This is a genomic window from Nocardioides sp. J9 (assembly GCF_007829375.1).
GTDB lineage: Bacteria > Actinomycetota > Actinomycetes > Propionibacteriales > Nocardioidaceae > Nocardioides.
Window position 1 is genome coordinate 24,759 of the sequence record NZ_VLJQ01000060.1, and the last position, 21,185, is coordinate 45,943.

Here is a 21,185-nt window from a genome sequence, read left to right on the forward strand (position 1 = left end):
AGAGATGCCTCGCAGCCTGAAGAAGGGCCCCTTCGTCGACGGCCACCTCCTCAAGAAGGTGGACGCCGAGAACGAGAAGGGCACCCACAACGTCATCAAGACCTGGTCGCGTCGGTCGATGATCATCCCCTCGATGATCGGCCACACCATCGCCGTCCACGACGGCCGCAAGCACGTCCCGGTCTTCATCTCCGACTCGATGGTCGGCCACAAGCTCGGTGAGTTCGCCCCCACGCGCACCTACCGCGGCCACGTCAAGGAAGACCGGAAGGGACGCCGTCGATGAGCACCACTGAGCGTCACCGCACCAGCGCGCGTCGCGAGTCGATCCTGGGCGACGAGCCCGGCGCCTTCGCGACCGCCCGCTTCGTGCGCATCACCCCGATGAAGGCGCGCCGCGTCGTCGACCTGGTCCGTGGCCTGCCCGCGGACGAGGCGCTGACCCTGCTGGAGTTCGCGCCCCAGTCGGCCGCCGAGACCGTCTACAAGGTCCTCAGCTCCGCCGTCGCGAACGCGACCACCACCGAGGGCCTCGCCTCCGGTGACCTGGTCGTCTCCGTCGCGCGGGTCGACGAGGGCCCGACGATGAAGCGCTGGCGTCCGCGTGCGCAGGGCCGGGCCACCCGGATCAACAAGCGCACCAGCCACATCACCATCGCGGTCCAGCCGGCCGACGTCGTCGCGAAGAAGGGCAAGAAGTAATGGGTCAGAAGATCAACCCGAACGGCTTCCGCCTCGGCATCTCGACCGACCACAAGTCGCGTTGGTACGCCGACAAGCTGTACAAGTCCTACGTCGGCGAGGACGTCGCCATCCGCAAGCTGCTCAGCAAGGGCATGGAGCGGGCCGGCATCGCCAAGGTCGAGATCGAGCGCACCCGTGACCGGGTCCGCGTCGACATCCACACCGCGCGTCCGGGCATCGTCATCGGTCGCCGTGGCGCCGAGGCCGACCGGATCCGTGGCGAGCTCGAGAAGCTCACGGGCAAGCAGGTCCAGCTGAACATCCTCGAGGTCAAGAACCCCGAGATCGACGCGCAGCTGGTCGCCCAGGGTGTCGCCGAGCAGCTCTCGGGCCGCGTGCAGTTCCGCCGCGCGATGCGCAAGGCCATGCAGACCTCGATGCGTTCCGGTGCCAAGGGCATCCGGATCCAGTGCTCCGGCCGCCTCAACGGCGCCGAGATGTCGCGCACCGAGTTCTACCGCGAGGGCCGCGTCCCGCTGCACACGCTGCGCGCCGACATCGACTACGGCTTCTACGAGGCCCGCACCACCTTCGGCCGCATCGGCGTGAAGGTGTGGATCTACAAGGGCGAGGTCGCCGGCACCCGTGCCGAGCGCCAGGCCCAGGCCGCTGCCCGCGCCGGCGTCCCCGGCCGCGGTGGCCGTCCCAACCGCGGTGGCGACCGTCCGACCCGCGGCTCGCGCGGCGACCGTCCCAACCGCTCGGACCGTGGTGGCGACGCCCCCGCCGTGACCGAGGCTCCGGCCGGCGGCGACACGGCGCAGGCCACCACCCCGGCAGAGACCCAGGAGGGCTGACGACATGTTGATGCCGCGTCGCGTCAAGCACCGCAAGCAGCACCACCCGAAGCGTCGGGGTGCCGCCAAGGGCGGTACGTCGCTGGCGTTCGGTGACTTCGGTATCCAGGCGATCGAGGGTGCTTACGTCACCAACCGCCAGATCGAGTCGGCCCGTATCGCCATGACCCGCCACATCAAGCGTGGCGGAAAGGTCTGGATCAACATCTACCCGGACCGCCCCCTCACCAAGAAGCCTGCCGAGACCCGCATGGGTTCCGGTAAGGGCTCCCCCGAGTGGTGGGTCGCCAACGTCAAGCCGGGCCGCGTCATGTTCGAGCTGTCGGGTGTGCCGGAGGACGTGGCTCGCGAGGCCATGCGTCGCGCGATCCACAAGCTGCCCATGAAGGCCCGATTCATCACGCGAGAGGCTGGTGAGTTCTGATGGCGAACGTCATCCGCGCGCACGAGCTCGACGAGCTCAACGACGTCGACCTCGAGGCCAAGCTGCGCGAGGCCAAGGAGGAGCTGTTCAACCTGCGGTTCCAGGCGGCCACCGGCCAGCTGGAGAGCCACGGCCGGCTCCGCACGGTCAAGAAGGACATCGCCCGGATCTACACCGTGGTGCGTGAGCGCGAGCTCGGCATCCGGACCGCTCCGGGTTCGGAGGAGGAGAACTGATGGCCGAGACGACCGAGAACCAGCGCAACGCGCGCAAGACCCGTGAGGGCCTGGTCGTGAGCGACAAGATGGACAAGACCGTGGTCGTGTCCGTCGAGGACCGCGTCAAGCACGCGCTGTACGGCAAGGTCATGCGGCGCAACACGCGCCTCAAGGCCCACGACGAGCAGAACGAGTGCGGCGTCGGCGACCGCGTCCTCATCATGGAGACCCGCCCGCTGTCGGCCACCAAGCGCTGGCGCGTGGTGGAGATCCTCGAGCGCGCCAAGTAATTCCGTTCGGCCAGGCTCGGCCCCCGGTGAGGGGCCGAGAACCGGCACGACAACCAGGAGAAATCGATGATTCAGCAGGAGTCGCGACTCAAGGTCGCCGACAACACCGGTGCGAAGGAGATCCTCTGCATCCGGGTGCTCGGCGGCTCCGGTCGTCGCTACGCCGGGATCGGTGACGTCATCGTCGCCACCGTCAAGGACGCCATCCCCGGCGGCAACGTCAAGAAGGGCGACGTCGTCAAGGCGGTCGTCGTGCGCACCGTCAAGGAGCGCCGTCGTCCCGACGGCTCGTACATCCGCTTCGACGAGAACGCCGCGGTGATCCTCAAGAACGACGGCGAGCCCCGCGGTACCCGCATCTTCGGCCCCGTCGGCCGTGAGCTGCGGGAGAAGAAGTTCATGAAGATCATCTCGCTCGCGCCGGAGGTGCTGTGATGGCTGCCCGCAGGAAGTCGGAGCAGGACCGCAAGCGTCCCAACCTCCACGTCAAGAAGGGCGACACCGTCAAGGTCATCGCCGGCAAGGACAAGGGCGCCGAGGGCAAGATCATCAAGGTGCTCCGTGAGGAGCAGCGGGTGATCGTCGAGGGCGTCAACCGGATCAAGAAGCACACCAAGGTCGTCGACCAGGGTGGTCGCGCCGGCAACACCGGCGGCATCATCACCACCGAGGCGCCGATCCACGTGTCCAACGTGATGCTGGTCGAGGGTGACGGCGTCACCCGCGTCGGCCACAAGCGGGTCGAGGTCACCAAGCGCCGTCCCGACGGCTCGGAGTACACCTCGACGCGCAGCGTCCGCATCTCCCGCAAGACCGGGAAGGAAATCTGATGACCGAGAGCACCATCGAGAAGGTCACGCCCCGGCTCAAGACCAAGTACCGCGAGGAGATCCTCCCGGCGCTCAAGTCCGAGTTCGAGATCGCCAACGTCATGCAGGTGCCCGGCCTCGTCAAGATCGTGGTCAACATGGGCGTCGGCGAGGCCGCGCGTGACTCGAAGCTGATCGAGGGCGCGATCCGCGACCTGACCGCGATCACCGGCCAGAAGCCGGCGGTCACCAAGGCCCGCAAGTCCATCGCGCAGTTCAAGCTGCGCGAGGGCATGCCGATCGGCACGCACGTCACGCTGCGCGGCGACCGGATGTGGGAGTTCCTGGACCGCCTGCTCACGCTGGCCCTGCCGCGTATCCGCGACTTCCGTGGTCTGTCGCCGAAGCAGTTCGACGGCCGCGGCAACTACACGTTCGGGCTGACCGAGCAGGTCATGTTCCACGAGATCGACCAGGACAAGGTCGACCGCCAGCGGGGCATGGACATCACCATCGTCACCACGGCGACCAACGACGAGCAGGGGCGCGCGCTGCTGAAGCAGCTCGGTTTCCCGTTCGCTGAGCGCTGAGTCAGCGAGGAGAGAAGACATGGCGAAGACTGCCCTCAAGGTCAAGGCCGCCCGCAAGCCCAAGTTCGCGGTGCGTGGCTACACCCGTTGCCAGCGCTGCGGCCGCCCCAAGGCCGTGTACCGCAAGTTCGGCCTGTGCCGTATCTGCCTGCGCGAGATGGCGCACCGTGGCGAGCTGCCCGGTGTCACCAAGTCGAGCTGGTAACCCACCACGTAGCAGGTCGCGCCGGCTGGGACCGGTGCGAAACCACTTCGAGAAAGAACACACATCATGACGATGACTGACCCGATCGCAGACATGCTCACGCGTCTGCGCAACGCCAACCAGGCGTACCACGACGCGGTGACCATGCCGTACAGCAAGCTGAAGGAGGGCGTGGCCGGCATCCTCAAGCAGGAGGGCTACATCACCTCCTACGAGGTCGCCGACAACGAGAACGGCGTCGGCAAGCTGCTGACGATCACCCTCAAGTACGGCCGCAACCGGGAGCGCTCGATCGCCGGCGTCCGCCGCATCAGCAAGCCCGGTCTGCGCGTGTACGCCAAGCACACCGGTCTGCCCAAGGTCCTCGGTGGCCTCGGCGTCGCGATCATCTCGACGAGCCAGGGCCTCCTGACCGACCGCCAGGCCAACCAGAAGGGCGTGGGTGGGGAAGTCCTCGCCTACGTCTGGTGACAAGGGAAGGAGAGAGAAGAACATGTCGCGCATCGGCAAGCTCCCCATCCCGGTCCCGGCTGGGGTCGACGTCCAGATCAACGGCGCAGACGTCACGGTGAAGGGCCCCAAGGGCACCCTGAGCCACACCGTTGCCGCTCCGATCACCGTGGAGAAGGGCGAGGGCGTCCTGGACGTCAAGCGTCCCGACGACGAGCGGGTCTCCCGCTCGCTCCACGGCCTGTCCCGCACCCTGATCAACAACATGGTCGTGGGTGTGACCGAGGGCTACGAGAAGAAGCTCGAGATCGTGGGCGTGGGTTACCGCGTCCTGTCGAAGGGCCCAACCCAGCTGGAGTTCCAGCTCGGTTACTCGCACCCGATCATCTTCGACGCCCCCGAGGGCATCACCTTCACGGTGGATGGCCCGACCAAGCTCGGCGTCGTCGGTATCGACAAGCAGCTGGTCGGCGAGGTCGCCGCCAACATCCGCAAGCTCCGCAAGCCCGAGCCGTACAAGGGCAAGGGTGTCCGGTACGCCGGCGAGCACGTCCGCCGCAAGGTCGGAAAGGCTGGTAAGTGACCATGGCGATCACTCTCAAGCACAAGCGGAACCTGTCCGCGCGCGCCAGCTCGCGCCTGCGCCGCCAGATCCGCGGTCGCAAGAAGATCTACGGCACGGCCGAGCGGCCGCGCCTGGTGGTCACCCGCTCGAGCAAGCACATCACCGCCCAGGTCGTCGACGACCTGGTCGGCAAGACCCTGGCGTCGGCCTCGACCCTCGAGGGCGACCTGCGCGCCTTCGACGGCGACAAGACCGCCAAGGCCAAGAAGGTCGGCGAGCTCGTCGCCGCCCGTGCCAAGGAGCTGGGCGTGGAGTCGGTCGTCTTCGACCGCGCCGGCAACAAGTATCACGGTCGCATCGCGGCCCTGGCCGATGGCGCCCGCGAGGGCGGCCTGACCTTCTGACCGCGAACAGGACTGAGGAGAAATCATGAGCGGACCCCAGCGCGGACAGCGTTCGGGCGGCGACCGTGGCGGCCGTGGCGGCCGTGACGGCCGCGGTGCCGAGAAGAGCCAGTACGTCGAGCGCGTCGTCGCGATCAACCGCGTCGCCAAGGTCGTGAAGGGCGGTCGTCGCTTCAGCTTCACCGCCCTCGTGGTCGTCGGTGACGGCGACGGCCTGGTCGGCGTCGGCTACGGCAAGGCCAAGGAAGTTCCCGCGGCGATCGCCAAGGGTGTCGAGGAGGCGAAGAAGAACTTCTTCCGCGTCCCCCGCATCCAGGGCACGATCCCGCACCCGGTCCAGGGCGAGAAGGCTGCCGGCGTGGTGTTCCTGCGCCCGGCCGCTCCCGGTACCGGTGTCATCGCCGGTGGTCCGGTGCGCGCCGTCCTGGAGTGCGCCGGCATCCACGACGTCCTCAGCAAGTCGCTGGGCTCGTCGAACCAGATCAACATCGTGCACGCCACCGTCGAGGCGCTCCGCATGCTGGAGCAGCCCGAGTCGGTCGCCGCGCGTCGTGGTCTGCCGGTCGAGGACGTCGCCCCGGCGGCGCTGCTGAAGGCCAAGGCCGAGGGCGAGGCCGCTGCGGCCGCCGCCAAGTCGGCCGCCCCCGAGGCGGTGAACGTCTGATGGCTCAGCTCAAGGTCCAGCAGACCAAGTCGAAGATCGGCGCGAAGGCCAACCAGCGCGAGACCCTGCGCACCCTGGGCCTCAAGCGGATCGGCGACGTCGTCATCAAGGAGGACCGTCCCGAGATCCGGGGCATGGTCCACACCGTCCGTCACCTGGTGACGGTCGAGGTCGTCGGAGGCGAGTGACCATGACTCTCAAGCTGCACCACCTGCGCCCGGCCCCGGGCGCCAAGACCGCCAAGACCCGCGTGGGTCGCGGTGAGGGCTCCAAGGGCAAGACCGCGGGCCGTGGTACCAAGGGCACGAAGGCCCGTTACCAGGTCCCCGTCGCGTTCGAGGGTGGCCAGATGCCGCTGCACATGCGGCTGCCGAAGCTCAAGGGCTTCAAGAACCCCTTCAAGGTGACCTTCCAGGTCGTCAACCTCGACAAGATCAGCGCGCTGTTCCCCGAGGGCGGCGACGTCACCCCGGAGACGCTGGTCGCCAAGGGCGCCGTCCGCAAGGGCGAGCCCGTCAAGGTGCTCGGCCAGGGCGACCTGACGGTCAAGGTCGCGGTGAGCGCGCACGCGTTCTCGGCCTCGGCCAAGGAGAAGATCGAGGGCGCCGGCGGGACCGTCACGGTCCTGTGATGGCGCTGCGAGGGGCGCGTCGAACCCAGCCACAGCTGGGGTTCGCCGCGCCCCTCGTCTCGTCTCCACGGTCAGGTCGCCGTACCCCGCCAGGCTTCTGCGACCGCCCTGTTAGGCTTCCCGCTGGCCACAAGGCCAGCGATGAGAGAAGAGGACCCGAGTGCTCAGCGCGTTCGTGAACGCCTTCCGGACCCCGGACCTGCGGCGCAAGCTGCTGTTCGTCCTGTTGATCATCGTGATCTTCCGGGCCGGTTCGCAGATCCCCGCCCCGGGTGTGCACGTCTCCAACGTGGAGCGGTGCATCGACATCGTCCAGGACGGCGAGAACGCCGGGCTGTACAGCCTGGTGAACCTGTTCTCCGGCGGTGCGCTCCTGCAGCTGACTGTCTTCGCGCTCGGCATCATGCCGTACATCACCGCGAGCATCATCCTGCAGCTGCTCGTCGTCGTGATCCCGCGCCTGGAGGCCCTGAAGAAGGAGGGCCAGGCCGGGCAGACCAAGATCACGCAGTACACGCGCTACCTGACGCTGGGCCTCGCCGTGCTGCAGGCGACGGGCATCGTCGCGCTGGCACGCACCGGCAACCTGCTGCAGGGCTGTGACCGCGACCTGCTGCACGACGACAACACCTCGACCTTCCTGGTCATGGTCATCACCATGACCGCCGGCACGGCCGTGATCATGTGGCTGGGTGAGCTGATCACCGAGCGCGGCGTCGGCAACGGCATGTCGATCCTGATCTTCACCCAGGTCGTCGCGACCTTCCCGGCGGCGCTGTGGCAGGTCAAGATCACCCAGGGCTGGTGGACCTTCGGCATCGTCATCGCCATCGGTCTCGCACTGGTGGCCGCGGTCATCTTCATCGAGCAGTCGCAGCGCCGGATCCCGGTGCAGTACGCCCGCCGCATGGTCGGGCGGAAGATGTTCGGCGGCAGCTCGACCTACATCCCGCTCAAGGTGAACCAGGCCGGCATCATCCCGGTCATCTTCGCGAGCTCGCTGCTCTACCTGCCGGCCATGGCCGTGCAGTTCAACGCGAACGCCGAGTCGACCAACTGGTTCATCGACTTCCTCAACGAGTACCTCGTCGACCAGGGCAACCCGGTCCACATGGCGGCGTACTTCGCGCTCATCATCTTCTTCACCTACTTCTACGTGTCGATCACCTTCAACCCGCAAGAGGTGTCCGACAACATGAAGAAGTACGGCGGCTTCATCCCCGGGATCCGGGCAGGCAAGCCGACCCAGGACTACCTGTCCTACGTCCTCTCCCGCATCACCCTGCCGGGCTCGCTCTACCTGGGTCTGATCTCGCTCGTGCCGCTCATCGCGTTCGTGCTGATCGACGCCAACCAGAACTTCCCGTTCGGCGGAACGTCCATCCTGATCATGGTCGGCGTCGCCCTGGACACGGTGAAGCAGATCGAGAGCCAGCTCCAGCAGCGCAACTACGAAGGATTCCTGCGTTGAGGCTTCTGATCATGGGCCCCCCGGGCGCCGGCAAGGGCACCCAGGCCACCGCGGTCGCCGACCACTTCTCCATCCCCGCCATCTCGACCGGTGACATCTTCCGGGCGAACGTCAGCGGTGGCACGCCGCTCGGCATCGAGGCCAAGCGCTACATGGACGCCGGCGAGTACGTGCCGGACGAGGTCACGAACAACATGGTGCGCAGCCGGCTCGCCGAGCCGGACGCCGAGGGCGGCTTCCTGCTCGACGGCTACCCCCGCACCCTGGCCCAGGTCACCGAGCTCGACTCGATGGTCGAGGAGACCGGTCACAAGCTCGACGCCGTCCTGGTGCTGACCGTCGACCGCGAGGCGGTCGTCGAGCGGCTCCTCAAGCGCGCCGAGATCGAGGGTCGCGCCGACGACACCGAGGACGTCATCCGGCGTCGCCTCGAGGTCTACGCCGAGGAGACCGAGCCACTCATCGAGGTCTACTCGGGCCGCGGCCTGGTCGTCTCGGTCGACGGCATGGGCGACATCGCCGACGTCCAGCAGCGGATCTTCTCCGCGCTGGACGCCCTCACCACGAGCTGACCTGCCCTCGGTGCTGTTCGACCACCGGATCGAGGTCAAGACCCCCGAGCAGGTGCGCTCCATGCGCGCCGCGGGGCTCGTCGTCGGTCACACCCTTGCGCGCCTGCGTGACGCGGTGCAGCCGGGCGTGAGCACGGCCGACCTCGACGCGCTCGCCGAGGCGAGCATCCGGGAGCAGGGCGGGGTGCCGTCCTTCCTGGGCTACGGGGTGCCCCCGTTCCCCGCCAGCATCTGCGCCTCGGTCAACGACGAGGTCGTCCACGGCATCCCCGGCCCGCGGGTGCTGCAGGAGGGCGACATCATCTCCATCGACTGCGGCGCGATCGTCGCGGACGAGGACGGCACCGGCTGGCACGGCGACGCGGCCATCACCGTGGCCGTCGGAGACGTGCCTGAGGACGTGCGGCGGCTGATGCAGGTCACCGAGGACGCCCTGTGGCGGGGTCTCGCGGCGGCGCGCGTCGGCGGACGGGTCGGCGACATCTCGCACGCCGTCGAGAGCTTCGTCCGAGCCGCCGGCGACTTCGGCATCGTCGAGGGCTACACCGGGCACGGCATCGGCACCTCGATGCACATGGAGCCCGACGTCCCGAACGAGGGGCGGCGCGGCCGTGGCCCCCGCCTGAAGCGGGGCATGGCCCTGGCCGTCGAGCCGATGGTCACCCTCGGCACGGCCGACACCGTGGTCGCGGACGACGAGTGGACCGTGATCTCCGCCGACCGGTCGTGGGCGGCGCACTACGAGCACACCTTCGCGCTCACCGACGCGGGGGTGTGGGTCCTGACCGCCGAGGACGGTGGGCAGGCCCGGCTCGAGGAGCTCGGTGCGCCGTACGGCGCGATCTGAGGTGCCCTCCGACTTGGACCTCGCCGCCCCGCATGTGACGCTGCACCACGAGCACGTCCACGGAGGAGACCGCCAGTGAGCCAGAACGACGCTCGCGAGCCGATCACCCCGGCGGCGCTGGCCGAGCGACCGCTGCTGTTCGCGTCCGGGGTGCAGGCCTACGTCGCGAGCCGCGTGGTGCGCACCTGGCAGACGCCGGACGGTGCCGACCCGAGCTGGGCGGACGAGGTCGTCGCCGGCCTCGCCCCCGGCGAGCGGGCGCTGTGCGCGCTGTCCTTCGCCGCCGGGGCCCCGGGCATCGCCCACCAGGTCGAGGGCGCCGAGCGGGCCCTGCTCCGGGTCGAGCCCGACACGACCGTCGACCGCCACTACGACGTGACCGAGTTCCCGACCCCGGCCGAGTACGCCGTCATGGTCGAGGCCGCGCTGGAGAAGATCGCCGGCGGCGACCTCCACAAGGTCGTCCTCGGCCGCTGCCTCGACGTGGTCAGCACGCCGCCGCTCGTGCCGGCCGAGATCATCGACCGGCTGCTCACGACCCGACCGGGCCGCTACGTCTTCAGCGTCCCGCTGGTGCCGGGCACCAAGGACGGCACGCCGACGGAGGGGCCGATCCTCGTCGGAGCCAGCCCCGAGCTGCTGGTCCGCCGCGACGGCCGCACCATCACCTGCACCCCGCTCGCAGGGTCGGTGCCGCGCTCCGACGACCCCGACGAGGACGCGAGGCGCGCCGCCGGCCTGCAGGCCTCCGCCAAGGACCTCGCCGAGCACGCGTTCGTCGTCGACGCGATCGTGCACGCCCTCAAGGACGTCTGCGTCGAGATCCAGCACCCGGCGACGCCGGAGCTGCTCTCGACCGACACCGTGTGGCACCTCGCGACCCCGATCCGCGCCCGCCTCGCCGGTGACGACCACGGACTGAGCGCGCTGCGCCTGGCCCAGCTGCTGCACCCGACGCCCGCCGTCGGCGGCGTCCCCACCGCCGCCGCCAACGCGGTCATCGCCGACCTCGAGGGCGACCTGCGCGACTTCTTCGCCGGCTGCGTCGGCTGGGTCGACGGCAACGGCGACGGCGAGTTCGCCGTCACCATCCGCGCCGCGGTGATCGACGGGCCGAAGCTGCGGCTGTTCGCCGGCGCGGGCATCGTCGCCGGCTCGGACCCGGCGCTCGAGGTGCGCGAGACCGGCGCGAAGCTCGCCACGATGGCGCGCGTCACCGGCTTCGCCCCGCCCGGGGAGCCGGCTTCCTGACACGTCCGGCGGGCGGTCGCCTTGGTCGGGGCCGGTCCGTCTGTCACCATGGAGGCAGCCAAGGGGAGTAGTCCTCCGCTGCGGGCTCGTCAGTACGAGCGGTCGTCGTGCCGCTCCGGACCCGCAGGTTGTCCATCCGGACAGCGGACGAGACCTCGGTCGACCATCGACCGACCCCTGGAAGGACCTCGTCCCGTGGACGTGACCACCCTCGAATGGACCATCACCATCGCGGCGACCGTCGCCGTGCTCCTCTTCGACGTCGCCGTCATCGCGCGCAACCCGCACGAGCCGACGATGCGCGAGTGCGCGATCGCGCTGACCTTCTACATCGGCGCGGCGCTCGCCTTCGGCGCGTGGACCTGGCTGGGCCACGGCCAGGAGTACGGGCTGCAGTTCTACACCGGCTGGCTCACCGAGTACTCGCTCTCGATCGACAACCTCTTCGTCTTCCTGCTGCTGATGGCAGCGCTGAAGGTGCCGCGCCAGTTCCAGCAGCAGGCGCTGATGGTCGGCATCGTGCTCGCCCTGCTCTTCCGCGCAGTGTTCATCGCCCTGGGCTACGCGCTGATCGAGAACTTCAGCTGGGTCTTCTACGTCTTCGGTGCCTTCCTGGTCTGGACGGCGGTCAAGCTGGCCCGGTCCTGGCGCACCCACGAGGAGGAGCACCCCGAGGACAACGCGATCGTCGCCTTCACCCGCAGCCACCTCCGCGTCGGCGAGCGGTACGACGGCCTGCGGCTCTGGTACCGCGAGAACGGCGTCCGGTTCGTCTCCCCGATGGTGGTCGTCATCGTGGCGCTGGGTGCGACCGACATCCTCTTCGCGCTCGACTCGATCCCCGCCATCTTCGGCGTCACCCGCGAGCCCTACCTGGTCTTCACCGCCAACGTCTTCGCGCTGATGGGCCTGCGCCAGCTCTACTTCCTGCTCGGTGGGCTGCTGCAGAAGCTGGTCTACCTCTCGCTCGGCCTGGCCGTCATCCTCGCCTTCATCGGCGTCAAGCTGGTGCTGCACGCACTGCACGAGAACGAGCTCTCCTTCGTCAACGGTGGTGAGCCGCTCCACGTGCCCGAGGTCCCGTCGTTGCTCAGCCTCGGCGTCATCGTCGTGACCCTCGTCGTGACCGCCGTCGCCAGCCTGTGGCGGGCGCGACGGCAGGAGGAGCGGGAAGGGGCGAAGAACCGTTTCGACGGCGCCTCCATCGGTTAGGGTTCCCGCGTCAGCGGCTCCCGACCGAAGGATGATCAGTGGACCGTCTCCAGGTGCAGTGGGCGGGGACCACCCGGACCTTCGACGGGCCCAGCGTGGTGGTCGGCCGGGAGCATGACTGCGACGTCACCGTCGCCGACGCCCGGGCCTCGCGCCACCACGCGACGGTCCAGCTCGAGGACGGCACCTGGGTGGTCGTCGACTCCAGCAGCAACGGCACCTTCGTCGCCGGGCAGCGGATCACCCGGCTCCCGCTGACCGGCGGACCCGTCAGCATCCACCTCGGTGGCCCGGCCGGTGAGCCGGTGGTGCTGACCGTGCTGGTCGGCCAGTCCGGCGGGGGAGGCGTGGCCGCGCCGCCGCCGTACCAGCAGCCGGCACCGCAGTCCTCGCGCCCGCTGCCGCAGGGCACCCCGCAGGTCGGGACGCCCTCGCCGCAGGCCCCCAAGCAGCCGCAGGCCCAGCCGGCGGACGGTGGCGAGTTCTGGAAGAACCTGCCTCCGCCGCAGCTGCCGGCGAGCGGCGCCCCCGCCGACGCGTGGCGCCCGGCCGGCGTGCTCCCGCCGGGCCAGCTCCCGCACGGCCACTCCGTCGTGCTGCCCCAGCAGCTGCAGGCGGGCCGCTCACTGGGCATCGGTCGCGACCACGCCAACGACATCGTGCTCGACGACCCGCTGGTCAGCCGTCGCCACGCCCGGCTCGACCCGCCGACGGGGCAGACCCTCGCGGTGCTGCACGACCTCGGCTCGTTCAACGGCACCTTCGTCAACGGCCACCGCGTCCAGGGCGCCGTGCAGCTGCCGGTCGGCTCCGAGGTCATCTTCGGCAACCAGACCTTCCGGTGGGACGGCCAGCAGCTCATCGCGTCCGCGACCGCGCACGAGCTCACCCTGTACGCCGACGGCCTGACCCAGGTCGTCGCCGGCGGCAAGCGGCTGATCGAGAACATCTCGTTCAAGCTCGAACCGAAGAGCCTCACCGCGGTCATCGGCCCCTCGGGTGCCGGCAAGTCGACCCTGCTCGGGGCCCTCACCGGCCTGCGCCCGGCCAGCCACGGCCGGGTGATCTGGCAGGGCCACGACCTCTACCAGCACTACGACCAGCTGCGCTTCCAGATCGGCCTGGTGCCGCAGCAGGACATCCTGCACCCGCAGCTGAAGGTGCGGCAGGGCCTGCGCTACGCCGCCCAGCTGCGCCTGCCCCCCGACACCACCGCGCAGGAGTGGGACGCGCGGGTGAACCACGTCGCGCACCAGCTGCAGCTGGTGCAGCGGATGGACAACCGGATCGGCACCCAGCTCTCCGGCGGCCAGCGCAAGCGCGTGTCGATCGCGACCGAGCTGCTCACCGCGCCGCCGCTGCTCTTCCTCGACGAGCCGACCTCGGGCCTCGACCCGGGCCTGGACCTGGAGGTGATGAAGCAGCTGCGCTCGCTCGCCGACGACGGCCGCGTCGTCATGGTCGTCACCCACTCGGTGCTCGCCCTCGACGTCTGCGACAACGTCATGGTGCTCGCCCCCGGCGGACGGATCGCCTACTTCGGCCCGCCGGACGGCGTGCTCGCCCACTTCGGGGCGAGCAACTACCCCGAGGTCTTCGACCTGCTCGACGAATCGGACCTGTGGCAGCGGATCCCCGCGCCGCGGCACGCCGTCGACACCTCCTCGCTGCAGCGGCACCACCAGGCCGCCGTACCCGCGCCACCGCGGCAGTCGGTCGCGCGCCAGCTCAGCACGCTGGTCAAGCGCAACCTCGCCGTCGTCCTCGCCGACCGGCTGCTGCTCGGGATGCTGCTCGTGCTGCCGCTGGTCCTCGGCGGACTGAGCCGCCTCGTGCCCGGCAGCAACGGCCTCTCGCTCGACGTGTCGCGCAAGGAGCGCACCCTGCCCGACGGCGGGGTCGTGGAGTCTTTCGCCACGGGCGAGGCGTCCCAGCGCCTGATCGTGCTCATCGTCGCCGCCTGCCTGATGGGCACCGCGCTGGCGATCCGAGAGCTGGTGGGGGAGCGGCCGATCTTCAAGCGGGAGTACGCCGTCGGCCTCTCGCCCGGCGTGTACTTCACCAGCAAGGTCATGGTCCTCGGCTCTGCCGCCTTCCTGCAGGGCCTGGTCGTCACCTTCCTCGCCACCGTCGGGCTGCCCGGTGCGGACGGCGAGCTCGGCACGATCCGGGTCGGTCTCGCGATCGCCGCGCTGTCGTTCACGATGGTCGTCATCGGCCTCGCCCTGTCGGCCCTGGTCACCAGCACCGAGCAGACCATGCCCGCGCTCGTCGGCCTGGTGATGCTGCAACTCGTGCTCTCCGGCGCCCTCTTCGAGATCGCCGGCCGCCCGATCCTCGAGCAGGTCGCCTGGCTCTCCCCGTCCCGCTGGGGCTACGCCGCGGCTGCGTCCGCGATGGACCTGGTCCGCGAGACCGAGGGCACCGACAAGGAGGACTGGATCGCCCTCGGCGGCGCCGCGCACTACGTGATGGACCTGCTCGTCCTCGCCCTGCTGTGCCTGGTGTCGTACGTCGTCGGCCTCCTGCTCGTCCGCCGCAGCGCCACCGCCGACGACTGAGGCCGGCCGGCTCTGGTGCCGGGCTCGGGGTGCGGGGGCTCGGTCCGCGGGGCGTTCGGGCCGGCTCGGTCCGCTGTAACACGTTGATCGCGGCTCTACCCGTCCGCTGACCGCGTCCGAGGGGCGCTGGGTGGGGCTGGAACAGCAGTGGAGGGGCTGCCAGGTCGGCAGACCACGTGTTGTATGGCCGGTGGGCGGCCCGAGGGCGTTCGGGCGGGGCTCGGGCCGGGCTCGGCCCGGGCTCGGCCCGGGCTCGGGCGGGGCTCGGTCCGCTGTAACACGTTGATCGCGGCTCTACCCGCCCGCTGACCGCGCCCGAGAGGCGCTGGGTGGGGCTGGAACAGCAGTGGCGGGGCTGCCAGGTCGGCGAACCACGTGTTGCAGCGGCCATGCGGCTGCCAGGTCGGCAGACCACGTGTTACATGAGCCGTCGGGCTGCCAGGTCGGCAGACAGCGTGTTGCAGCGCGCGCCCGAGGCAGGCCGACCGACCCCACGCGGCGGGAATGTTCGAGCCCCCACCAGCCTTGGGTCGGCGATGCCTGATCTCGCGCTCTCCGTCCTCGACCTCGTCCCCGTCCGCAGCGACCAGACCACCGGCGACGCCGTCGCCGCGTCGGTCGAGCTCGCCCGCACCGCCGACCGACTGGGCTACCGCCGCTTCTGGGTGGCCGAGCACCACAACATGCCGGCCGTCGCGGCGACCAACCCGCCGGTGCTGATCGGCCTCTTCGCGAGCGCGACCGAGCGGATCCGGGTCGGCTCGGGCGGCGTCATGCTGCCGAACCACGCGCCCCTGGTCGTCGCCGAGCAGTTCGCGCTGCTCGAGGCGGCGTTCCCCGGCCGGATCGACCTCGGCATCGGCCGCGCGCCGGGCAGCGACCCGGTCACCAGCTGGGCGCTGCGCCACGGCGCCGGGGGAGTGGAGGACGACGCCGTCGCCCGCTTCCCGGAGTACGTCGACAACGTGCTCGCGATGATGGAGCCGGCCGGCGTCGGCCTGGCGCTGCGCAACGGCCAGCACGTCCTCAAGGCCACCCCGGTCGCCCGGTCGGTGCCCGAGGTGTGGCTGCTCGGCTCCTCCGACTACTCCGCCCGGCTGGCCGCCGCCAAGGGCCTGCCCTACGTCTTCGCGCACCACTTCTCCGGCTCCGGGACCGCCGAGGCCCTGCAGCTCTACCGCTCGACCTTCCAGCCCTCGCCGGAGGGCGCCGCCCCGCGCACCTTCCTCACCGTCAACGCCTCGGTGGCCGACACCGCCGAGGAGGCACACCGCCAGGCGCTGCCGCAGCTACTGCAGATGCTCGCGCTGCGCACCGGCCAGCCGCTCATCGCGCAGCGCACGATCGAGGACGCCGAGACGATCGTCGAGGCCGGCCTGCCCGAGGCGCACCAGTCGCTCGTCGACGCGATGCGGCGCAAATGGGTGATCGGCGACGCCGAGTCGGCCCGCAAGGAGATCGCGGACCTCGCGGCGTCGTACGGCGTCGACGAGGTGATGGTCAACCCGGTCGGTGGTGCCACCTCGGGCACCGACCCGCGCACCGCCCCCACCCGGGTGCGGACCCTGGAGCTGCTCGCCGGCTGAACCGGCCCCAGCCGGTCCCAGCCGGCCTCAGCCGGCCAGGCGGAGGTACCCGCCGAGCAACCGGCGCAGGTGGGCCAGCGCGGCGTCGTGGTCGCGCGGTGCGTCCTCCCTGCCGTCGACCAGGGCCTGTGCGGTCCGCACGACGATCCCGTCGATGGTGTCGGCGACCAGGCGCGGGTGCGGCTCGCCGTGGTCGACGAGGGCCGCGACCAGGGGCTGGTGCAGCTCGGCGTGGAAGGCTGCGACCGGTTCCCGCAGCACGCTGGGCTCCACCACCTTGCGCAGCGCGGTGGCGACGGCCTGCTCGGAGCTGGTGAACAGCTCGAGGTTGGCGCAGACGTAGGCCCACACCCGCTCACCCGGGCCGTCGGCCGCCTCCATCCGGTCGCGGACCTGCTGCGCCCACGCCGGGAAGACGTCCGCGACGACCGCCGCGAGCAGGTCGTCGGGGGAGGAGAAGTACTGGTAGACGCTCGACCGCGCCAGGCCCGCCCGCTCGGCGGTCGCGGCCAGGGTCGGTGCCCTCCCGGTCTCGCCGAGGATGGCCCGGGCGCCGTCGAGCAGCGCCCGCAGCTGCTGCTCGCGGTGGGCAGCCACCGTGGGGGCGTTGATCCGCGGCACCGGCCACCTCCTCCTGCGACTCCTGCGACTCCTGCGACTGCTGGGCTCCCGCGACGTCCCGGTCAGGCCGGCGAGTCGGCCGCGGCCCCGAGCCTGCCGTCGATCATCTCGTACACCCGGTCGCAGTGGTGGAGCACGTCGCGGTCGTGGGTGACCATCACCGTCACCACCCCGTGGGCCCGGGTCTCGCGGGCGAGCAGTCCGACGACGTCCTGGCTGCGCTGGCGGTCCAGGGCAGCGGTCGGCTCGTCGACCAGCAGCAGTGCCGGGCGGGTGACCAGCGCGCGGGCGATGCCGACGCGCTGGCGCTCGCCACCGGAGAGCTGGTGCGGACGGCGTCCGGCCTTGTGGTCCATGCCGACCTCGGCGAGCAGCTCGCGCGGGTCGCGCGGGTCCTCGACCTTGCCGAAGGTGAGCGGCAGCCTCAGCTGGTCGAGCGCCGTGAGCGCAGGCACGAGGTTGCCGGTCTGGAAGACGAAGCCGACGTTGCGGCGGCGGAACGAGGTCAGCTCGCGCCGGGACAGCCCGGTCAGCTCCGTGCCGCCGACGCGGACGCTGCCGCTGGTCGGCGGGGTCAGGCCACCGGCGACCGCGAGGAGGCTGGACTTGCCGGCGCCGGACGGGCCCACGACGGCCACGATCTCGCCGGGCTCGACGGTGAGGGTGACGTGGTCGAGGGCGGTGACGGTCTCGTCGCCGTCGCCGTGGACGAGGAGGGCGTCCTCGAGGTGCAGGCTCTGCTCGGTCATCGGTTCTCCCCCAGGGCGGTCAGCGGGTTGACGCGGACGATCCGCAGCACGGACACGACGGCGCCCACGACGCCGAGGATGAGCAGCGCGGCGGTCGCGCCGGCGATCGGGCCGGCGTCGAGTGAGAAGGGCATCGGGGTCGACGAGATCGCCGCACCGGCGCCCACGCCGATGCCGACGCCGACCGCGGCCGAGACGACCAGCAGGATCACGGCCTGCGCGATGCTGTCGCGCAGCAGGTAGCCGGTCGAGGCGCCCATCGCGCGCATCACCGAGATCTCCTGGCGCCGCTGAACGGTCATGACGCTGAAGAACGCGCCGACGACCAGGGCCGAGATGGCGTAGAGGAAGGCCTGGATGAGGCTGAGCGTCGACGTCTCGGCCTTGTAGCCCGGCGAGGCGTCGTACGACTCCTCGACGGTCATCGAGGTGGTGCCGGCCGCCTTGTCGCCGGCGGCGAGGTCCACGTCCGTGCCGCGTACGGCGACCGCGGTGATCTCGTCGTACACGCGCGGTGCGACCTGGTCGCCATCGCGCACGCCGGCGTTGACCTCCTGCCAGGTCCTCAGCGGCAGGTAGCCGATGTCGACGTGGCCGAAGGTGTGCTGGTCCTCCAGCAGCCCGACGACCCGCAGCTCGGTGCCGTTCGGCTCGAGCACGACCACGTCGCCCACGGCCACGCCCTCGTCGGCGGCGGTGGCGCTCAGCACGACCTCGTCCGGGGCGCCGCTCAGGGCCTCGCCCTCGGCGACCTCGGGGGAGAGGAACCCGTCGACCTCGACGCCGAACAGGGCCAGGTCGATCTCCACCCCGCGGTCGGTGCGGCCGTTGACCAGCGCGTTGCCGAACGGGCTGGCGTCCTCGACGTTGGGCTGCTCGGCCCACGTCGCGACGGCCTCGGTGGAGACCGTGCTGCGGGAGAAGGCCGAGTCCTTGGCGACGTCGTCCTGGAAGGCGAACGACGTGGCCGGGATCCGCTGCAGGCCGGACACGCCGTCGCGGACCAGGCCGACGGAGAGGCCGCTCAGCAGGACCATCAGCACGGCGATCAGTGCGATCACCGAGCCCATCAGGACGAAGCGACCGCGCGCGAACGCGATCTCACGGAGGGCGAGGAACACGGGCGGTCAGCTCCCGGAAGTTGTCGACGGCATGTCGACAAAGATAGCAACGCGGCGTCGGGAAACTACGCCCGGCGAGTGCGAAGTGGCTCACCCCCGGGCCGGAGTGCGAGGCTGCGGCTCGCGGATTGGGAGTTCATTGGTGACAAGTCATAGACTGGCGTGTCGGTCCAACGTGGGTTCGTGTGTGGTGCACGGCTTCACGAGGTCCACCGCCCCTCGCCCGCGGGGGGAGGAGGTTCCCGGACCACCGGTAGACACCCTGATCCCCAACCAGATTGTGAGACATGGCAAAGAAGGAAGGCGTCATCGAGATGGAGGGCTCCGTCGTGGAGGCCCTTCCGAACGCCATGTTCCGCGTGGAGCTGAGCAACGGCCACAAGGTCCTGGCTCACATCAGCGGAAAGATGCGCCAGCACTACATCCGGATCCTCCCCGAGGACCGCGTGGTGGTGGAGCTCTCTCCCTACGACCTCTCCCGCGGACGGATCGTCTACCGCTACAAGTGAATCCCGCCCGGGCGTGACCCGGTGGGAGCAGGCAGCTCGCTGCCCCGCTCGCCGCGCGCCACGACCCGCCCACGGATTCTCTCCGCCACTACCGAGAAAGGGCTGACATGAAGGTCAACCCGAGCGTCAAGCCGATCTGTGACAAGTGCAAGGTGATCCGTCGCCACGGCCGCGTCATGGTGATCTGCGACAACCCGCGCCACAAGCAGCGCCAGGGCTGAGTCGCACGGGCCGGGACCATCCCGGCCCGCCACAACTGAACACGACATCCACGTGATCGCTTAGCCGACGGCACCGCCGACGGCGAACCACCTCCGGGACGGATGGCCGGAGCTGGGCACTACCGCAACACCGCCCGGACGCATCACGACCACACCACCGTGATCCATTGAAAGGAAGCCATTCATGGCTCGCCTCGTCGGAGTGGACCTGCCGCGCGACAAGCGCATCGAGGTCGCTCTCACCTACATCTACGGCATCGGCCGTACCCGCGCCCAGCAGGTGCTGAAGGCCACGGGCGTCAGCCCGGACCTCCGCGTCCACGAGCTGGGTGACGAGGAGCTGGTCAAGCTCCGTGACGAGATCGAAGCGAACTTCAAGATCGAGGGTGACCTCCGTCGCGAGGTCCAGGCTGACATCCGTCGCAAGATCGAGATCGGCAGCTACCAGGGTCGCCGTCACCGCATGGGCCTCCCGGTCCGCGGTCAGCGCACCAAGACCAACGCTCGCACCCGCAAGGGCCCGAAGCGCACGGTTGCCGGCAAGAAGAAGGCCAAGTGACCTGAGCCTCCGGCTCGTCACTGCCTCTCACCACAGACCAGCTTTCTCAAGGAGATAACGCATGCCTCCCAAGGCTCGTGCGGGCGCGGCCAAGAAGGTCCGCCGCAAGGAGAAGAAGAACGTCGCTCAGGGCGAGGCCCACATCAAGAGCACGTTCAACAACACGATCGTCACGATCACCGACCCGACCGGTGCGGTGATCTCGTGGGCCTCTGCCGGCACCGTCGGCTTCAAGGGCTCCCGCAAGTCCACCCCGTACGCCGCTCAGATGGCCGCCGAGGCCGCTGGCCGTCGGGCGATGGATCACGGCATGAAGAAGATCGACGTCTTCGTCAAGGGCCCGGGCTCGGGCCGCGAGACGGCGATCCGCTCGCTGGGTGCGATCGGCCTCGAGGTCGGCACCATCCAGGACGTGACCCCCGCCCCGCACAACGGCTGCCGCCCGCCGAAGCGCCGGCGCGTCTGATCTGGACTTGAAGGAGAACTGACATGGCCCGTTACACCGGACCCCTGACCAAGAAGTCGCGCCGCCTCGGCGTCGACCTCGTCGGCGGCGACGCCGCCTTCGAGAAGCGCCCCTACCCGCCGGGCCAGCACGGCCGCGCGCGGATCAAGGAGAGCGAGTACCGCAACCAGCTGCAGGAGAAGCAGAAGGCCCGCTTCACCTACGGCGTGCTCGAGAAGCAGTTCCACCGCTACTACGTGGAGGCCGCCCGTCGCCAGGGCAAGACCGGCGACAACCTCCTCCAGCTGCTCGAGTGCCGCCTCGACAACGTGGTCTACCGCGCCGGCTTCGCCCGCACCCGCCGCCACGCCCGCCAGCTGGTGACCCACGGTCACTTCCTGGTCAACGGCAAGAAGGTCAACATCCCGTCCTTCCAGGTCACCCAGTACGACATCATCGACGTGCGCGAGAAGTCGCTCGAGATGACGCCGTTCATCGTGGCCCGCGAGACCCACGGCGAGCGGATCGTCCCGGCGTGGCTCGAGGCGCTCCCGAACCGGATGCGGATCCTGGTGCACTCGCTGCCCGTGCGCGAGCAGATCGACATGCCGATCCAGGAGCAGCTCATCGTGGAGTACTACTCCAAGAAGTGATCTCCATGCGGTCGGG

General features: G+C 70.0%; 31 protein-coding genes. 28 read left to right on the top strand and 3 right to left on the bottom strand.

Translation table 11 applies throughout. The features are described from left to right. Nucleotides 1–4 precede the first annotated feature (4 nt). The 23 genes from rpsS to L615_RS07850 all read left to right on the top strand — a co-directional run bounded on the left by rpsS (nt 5) and on the right by L615_RS07850 (nt 16,291). Entirely contained in the window at nt 5–286 is a 282-nt protein-coding gene (gene rpsS / locus L615_RS07740) for a 30S ribosomal protein S19 (RefSeq protein WP_028656347.1), read from the top strand. Next, nucleotides 283–702 (top strand): 50S ribosomal protein L22, encoded by a 420-nt coding sequence (gene rplV / locus L615_RS07745; protein ID WP_051485960.1) that lies wholly within the window; start codon nt 283–285, stop codon nt 700–702. The genes rpsS and rplV overlap by 4 nt, the downstream gene beginning before the upstream one ends. Then, nucleotides 702–1,541: a 30S ribosomal protein S3 gene (gene rpsC, locus L615_RS07750; RefSeq protein ID WP_028656349.1), complete on the top strand. Its 840-nt coding sequence runs from the start codon at nt 702–704 to the stop codon at nt 1,539–1,541. The genes rplV and rpsC overlap by 1 nt, the downstream gene beginning before the upstream one ends. Before the next feature lie 4 nt (nt 1,542–1,545). After that, complete coding sequence (gene rplP / locus L615_RS07755; protein ID WP_028656350.1) at nt 1,546–1,965, top strand: 50S ribosomal protein L16; 420 nt, start codon at nt 1,546–1,548, stop codon at nt 1,963–1,965. After that, nucleotides 1,965–2,201: a 50S ribosomal protein L29 gene (gene rpmC, locus L615_RS07760; protein ID WP_028656351.1), complete on the top strand. Its 237-nt coding sequence runs from the start codon at nt 1,965–1,967 to the stop codon at nt 2,199–2,201. Before rplP ends, rpmC begins: the two co-directional genes overlap by 1 nt. Further along, on the top strand, nt 2,201–2,473 hold the full coding sequence (gene rpsQ / locus L615_RS07765; RefSeq protein WP_028656352.1) for a 30S ribosomal protein S17: 273 nt from the start codon (nt 2,201–2,203) through the stop codon (nt 2,471–2,473). The genes rpmC and rpsQ overlap by 1 nt, the downstream gene beginning before the upstream one ends. A gap of 66 nt (nt 2,474–2,539) precedes the next feature. Then, nucleotides 2,540–2,908, top strand: coding sequence for a 50S ribosomal protein L14 (gene rplN / locus L615_RS07770; RefSeq protein ID WP_011757324.1), 369 nt, complete (start codon nt 2,540–2,542; stop codon nt 2,906–2,908). Further along, the gene (gene rplX, locus L615_RS07775; protein ID WP_028656353.1) at nt 2,908–3,303 is read left to right on the top strand and encodes a 50S ribosomal protein L24; all 396 of its coding nucleotides are present in this window, start codon (nt 2,908–2,910) and stop codon (nt 3,301–3,303) included. Before rplN ends, rplX begins: the two co-directional genes overlap by 1 nt. Then, the gene (gene rplE / locus L615_RS07780; RefSeq protein ID WP_028656354.1) at nt 3,303–3,872 is read left to right on the top strand and encodes a 50S ribosomal protein L5; all 570 of its coding nucleotides are present in this window, start codon (nt 3,303–3,305) and stop codon (nt 3,870–3,872) included. The genes rplX and rplE overlap by 1 nt, the downstream gene beginning before the upstream one ends. A 19-nt stretch (nt 3,873–3,891) precedes the next feature. Next, nucleotides 3,892–4,077 (top strand): type Z 30S ribosomal protein S14, encoded by a 186-nt coding sequence (locus L615_RS07785; RefSeq protein WP_011757321.1) that lies wholly within the window; start codon nt 3,892–3,894, stop codon nt 4,075–4,077. A gap of 66 nt (nt 4,078–4,143) precedes the next feature. Next, nucleotides 4,144–4,548, top strand: a complete 405-nt coding sequence (gene rpsH, locus L615_RS07790) for a 30S ribosomal protein S8 (RefSeq protein ID WP_028656355.1) — start codon at nt 4,144–4,146, stop codon at nt 4,546–4,548. Nucleotides 4,549–4,570: 22 nt separating this feature from the next. Next, nucleotides 4,571–5,110, top strand: coding sequence for a 50S ribosomal protein L6 (gene rplF, locus L615_RS07795; protein ID WP_028656356.1), 540 nt, complete (start codon nt 4,571–4,573; stop codon nt 5,108–5,110). A 2-nt stretch (nt 5,111–5,112) separates the two neighbouring features. After that, nucleotides 5,113–5,496 (top strand): 50S ribosomal protein L18, encoded by a 384-nt coding sequence (rplR, locus tag L615_RS07800; protein WP_145724707.1) that lies wholly within the window; start codon nt 5,113–5,115, stop codon nt 5,494–5,496. Between the two features lie 25 nt (nt 5,497–5,521). Beyond that, entirely contained in the window at nt 5,522–6,160 is a 639-nt protein-coding gene (gene rpsE / locus L615_RS07805; protein ID WP_145724708.1) for a 30S ribosomal protein S5, read from the top strand. Beyond that, the gene (gene rpmD / locus L615_RS07810; RefSeq protein WP_028656359.1) at nt 6,160–6,348 is read left to right on the top strand and encodes a 50S ribosomal protein L30; all 189 of its coding nucleotides are present in this window, start codon (nt 6,160–6,162) and stop codon (nt 6,346–6,348) included. The genes rpsE and rpmD overlap by 1 nt, the downstream gene beginning before the upstream one ends. Before the next feature lie 2 nt (nt 6,349–6,350). After that, on the top strand, nt 6,351–6,791 hold the full coding sequence (gene rplO / locus L615_RS07815; RefSeq protein ID WP_028656360.1) for a 50S ribosomal protein L15: 441 nt from the start codon (nt 6,351–6,353) through the stop codon (nt 6,789–6,791). Nucleotides 6,792–6,951: 160 nt separating this feature from the next. Continuing rightward, a complete protein-coding gene (secY, locus tag L615_RS07820; protein WP_145724709.1) occupies nt 6,952–8,262 on the top strand; it encodes a preprotein translocase subunit SecY in 1,311 nt (436 codons plus the stop codon). After that, nucleotides 8,259–8,834 carry an adenylate kinase gene (locus L615_RS07825; protein WP_028656362.1) on the top strand — a complete coding sequence of 192 codons (576 nt, stop codon included), beginning with the start codon at nt 8,259–8,261 and terminating at the stop codon, nt 8,832–8,834. Before secY ends, L615_RS07825 begins: the two co-directional genes overlap by 4 nt. 10 nt (nt 8,835–8,844) lie before the next feature. Next, nucleotides 8,845–9,681 carry a type I methionyl aminopeptidase gene (map, locus tag L615_RS07830; RefSeq protein WP_145724710.1) on the top strand — a complete coding sequence of 279 codons (837 nt, stop codon included), beginning with the start codon at nt 8,845–8,847 and terminating at the stop codon, nt 9,679–9,681. 75 nt (nt 9,682–9,756) lie between these two features. After that, the gene (locus L615_RS07835) at nt 9,757–10,932 is read left to right on the top strand and encodes an isochorismate synthase MenF (RefSeq protein WP_145724711.1); all 1,176 of its coding nucleotides are present in this window, start codon (nt 9,757–9,759) and stop codon (nt 10,930–10,932) included. A 195-nt stretch (nt 10,933–11,127) separates the two neighbouring features. Continuing rightward, complete coding sequence (locus tag L615_RS07840) at nt 11,128–12,144, top strand: TerC family protein (RefSeq protein WP_145724712.1); 1,017 nt, start codon at nt 11,128–11,130, stop codon at nt 12,142–12,144. A gap of 38 nt (nt 12,145–12,182) precedes the next feature. Continuing rightward, entirely contained in the window at nt 12,183–14,705 is a 2,523-nt protein-coding gene (locus L615_RS07845) for an FHA domain-containing protein (protein ID WP_145724713.1), read from the top strand. A gap of 536 nt (nt 14,706–15,241) precedes the next feature. Next, the gene (locus L615_RS07850; protein WP_145724714.1) at nt 15,242–16,291 is read left to right on the top strand and encodes an LLM class flavin-dependent oxidoreductase; all 1,050 of its coding nucleotides are present in this window, start codon (nt 15,242–15,244) and stop codon (nt 16,289–16,291) included. Nucleotides 16,292–16,318: 27 nt separating this feature from the next. On the opposite strand, the gene L615_RS07855 is transcribed toward L615_RS07850, so the two are convergent. From L615_RS07855 to L615_RS07865, 3 genes are all read right to left on the bottom strand, one after another. Continuing rightward, a complete protein-coding gene (locus tag L615_RS07855) occupies nt 16,319–16,912 on the bottom strand; it encodes a TetR/AcrR family transcriptional regulator (protein WP_145724715.1) in 594 nt (197 codons plus the stop codon). 62 nt (nt 16,913–16,974) lie between these two features. Then, nucleotides 16,975–17,661: an ABC transporter ATP-binding protein gene (locus L615_RS07860; protein ID WP_028656366.1), complete on the bottom strand. Its 687-nt coding sequence runs from the start codon at nt 17,659–17,661 to the stop codon at nt 16,975–16,977. Next, complete coding sequence (locus L615_RS07865) at nt 17,658–18,782, bottom strand: ABC transporter permease (RefSeq protein WP_145724716.1); 1,125 nt, start codon at nt 18,780–18,782, stop codon at nt 17,658–17,660. The genes L615_RS07860 and L615_RS07865 overlap by 4 nt, the downstream gene beginning before the upstream one ends. A 287-nt stretch (nt 18,783–19,069) precedes the next feature. Between L615_RS07865 and infA the strand changes: the two genes are divergently transcribed. The 5 genes from infA (at nt 19,070) to rpsD (ending at nt 21,169) form a co-directional block, all read left to right on the top strand. Continuing rightward, entirely contained in the window at nt 19,070–19,291 is a 222-nt protein-coding gene (gene infA, locus L615_RS07870) for a translation initiation factor IF-1 (protein ID WP_028656368.1), read from the top strand. A gap of 107 nt (nt 19,292–19,398) precedes the next feature. Continuing rightward, nucleotides 19,399–19,512 carry a 50S ribosomal protein L36 gene (gene rpmJ, locus L615_RS07875; RefSeq protein WP_028656369.1) on the top strand — a complete coding sequence of 38 codons (114 nt, stop codon included), beginning with the start codon at nt 19,399–19,401 and terminating at the stop codon, nt 19,510–19,512. Between the two features lie 184 nt (nt 19,513–19,696). Beyond that, complete coding sequence (gene rpsM / locus L615_RS07880) at nt 19,697–20,071, top strand: 30S ribosomal protein S13 (protein ID WP_028656370.1); 375 nt, start codon at nt 19,697–19,699, stop codon at nt 20,069–20,071. A 61-nt stretch (nt 20,072–20,132) separates the two neighbouring features. Next, nucleotides 20,133–20,537, top strand: a complete 405-nt coding sequence (rpsK, locus tag L615_RS07885; protein WP_028656371.1) for a 30S ribosomal protein S11 — start codon at nt 20,133–20,135, stop codon at nt 20,535–20,537. Nucleotides 20,538–20,560: 23 nt separating this feature from the next. Continuing rightward, a complete protein-coding gene (gene rpsD / locus L615_RS07890; RefSeq protein ID WP_028656372.1) occupies nt 20,561–21,169 on the top strand; it encodes a 30S ribosomal protein S4 in 609 nt (202 codons plus the stop codon). Nucleotides 21,170–21,185: the final 16 nt, after the last annotated feature.

Bases quoted from the DNA above. Each gene is read 5' to 3' on its own strand.
- rpsS (WP_028656347.1), top strand. From the start codon at position 5: ATGCCTCGCAGCCTGAAGAAGGGCCCCTTCGTCGACGGCCACCTCCTC.
- rplV (WP_051485960.1), top strand. From the start codon at position 283: ATGAGCACCACTGAGCGTCACCGCACCAGCGCGCGTCGCGAGTCGATC.
- rpsC (WP_028656349.1), top strand. From the start codon at position 702: ATGGGTCAGAAGATCAACCCGAACGGCTTCCGCCTCGGCATCTCGACC.
- rplP (WP_028656350.1), top strand. From the start codon at position 1,546: ATGTTGATGCCGCGTCGCGTCAAGCACCGCAAGCAGCACCACCCGAAG.
- rpmC (WP_028656351.1), top strand. From the start codon at position 1,965: ATGGCGAACGTCATCCGCGCGCACGAGCTCGACGAGCTCAACGACGTC.
- rpsQ (WP_028656352.1), top strand. From the start codon at position 2,201: ATGGCCGAGACGACCGAGAACCAGCGCAACGCGCGCAAGACCCGTGAG.
- rplN (WP_011757324.1), top strand. From the start codon at position 2,540: ATGATTCAGCAGGAGTCGCGACTCAAGGTCGCCGACAACACCGGTGCG.
- rplX (WP_028656353.1), top strand. From the start codon at position 2,908: ATGGCTGCCCGCAGGAAGTCGGAGCAGGACCGCAAGCGTCCCAACCTC.
- rplE (WP_028656354.1), top strand. From the start codon at position 3,303: ATGACCGAGAGCACCATCGAGAAGGTCACGCCCCGGCTCAAGACCAAG.
- L615_RS07785 (WP_011757321.1), top strand. From the start codon at position 3,892: ATGGCGAAGACTGCCCTCAAGGTCAAGGCCGCCCGCAAGCCCAAGTTC.
- rpsH (WP_028656355.1), top strand. From the start codon at position 4,144: ATGACGATGACTGACCCGATCGCAGACATGCTCACGCGTCTGCGCAAC.
- rplF (WP_028656356.1), top strand. From the start codon at position 4,571: ATGTCGCGCATCGGCAAGCTCCCCATCCCGGTCCCGGCTGGGGTCGAC.
- rplR (WP_145724707.1), top strand. From the start codon at position 5,113: ATGGCGATCACTCTCAAGCACAAGCGGAACCTGTCCGCGCGCGCCAGC.
- rpsE (WP_145724708.1), top strand. From the start codon at position 5,522: ATGAGCGGACCCCAGCGCGGACAGCGTTCGGGCGGCGACCGTGGCGGC.
- rpmD (WP_028656359.1), top strand. From the start codon at position 6,160: ATGGCTCAGCTCAAGGTCCAGCAGACCAAGTCGAAGATCGGCGCGAAG.
- rplO (WP_028656360.1), top strand. From the start codon at position 6,351: ATGACTCTCAAGCTGCACCACCTGCGCCCGGCCCCGGGCGCCAAGACC.
- L615_RS07850 (WP_145724714.1), top strand. From the start codon at position 15,242: ATGCCTGATCTCGCGCTCTCCGTCCTCGACCTCGTCCCCGTCCGCAGC.
- L615_RS07860 (WP_028656366.1), bottom strand. From the start codon at position 17,661: ATGACCGAGCAGAGCCTGCACCTCGAGGACGCCCTCCTCGTCCACGGC.
- infA (WP_028656368.1), top strand. From the start codon at position 19,070: ATGGCAAAGAAGGAAGGCGTCATCGAGATGGAGGGCTCCGTCGTGGAG.
- rpmJ (WP_028656369.1), top strand. From the start codon at position 19,399: ATGAAGGTCAACCCGAGCGTCAAGCCGATCTGTGACAAGTGCAAGGTG.
- rpsM (WP_028656370.1), top strand. From the start codon at position 19,697: ATGGCTCGCCTCGTCGGAGTGGACCTGCCGCGCGACAAGCGCATCGAG.
- rpsK (WP_028656371.1), top strand. From the start codon at position 20,133: ATGCCTCCCAAGGCTCGTGCGGGCGCGGCCAAGAAGGTCCGCCGCAAG.
- rpsD (WP_028656372.1), top strand. From the start codon at position 20,561: ATGGCCCGTTACACCGGACCCCTGACCAAGAAGTCGCGCCGCCTCGGC.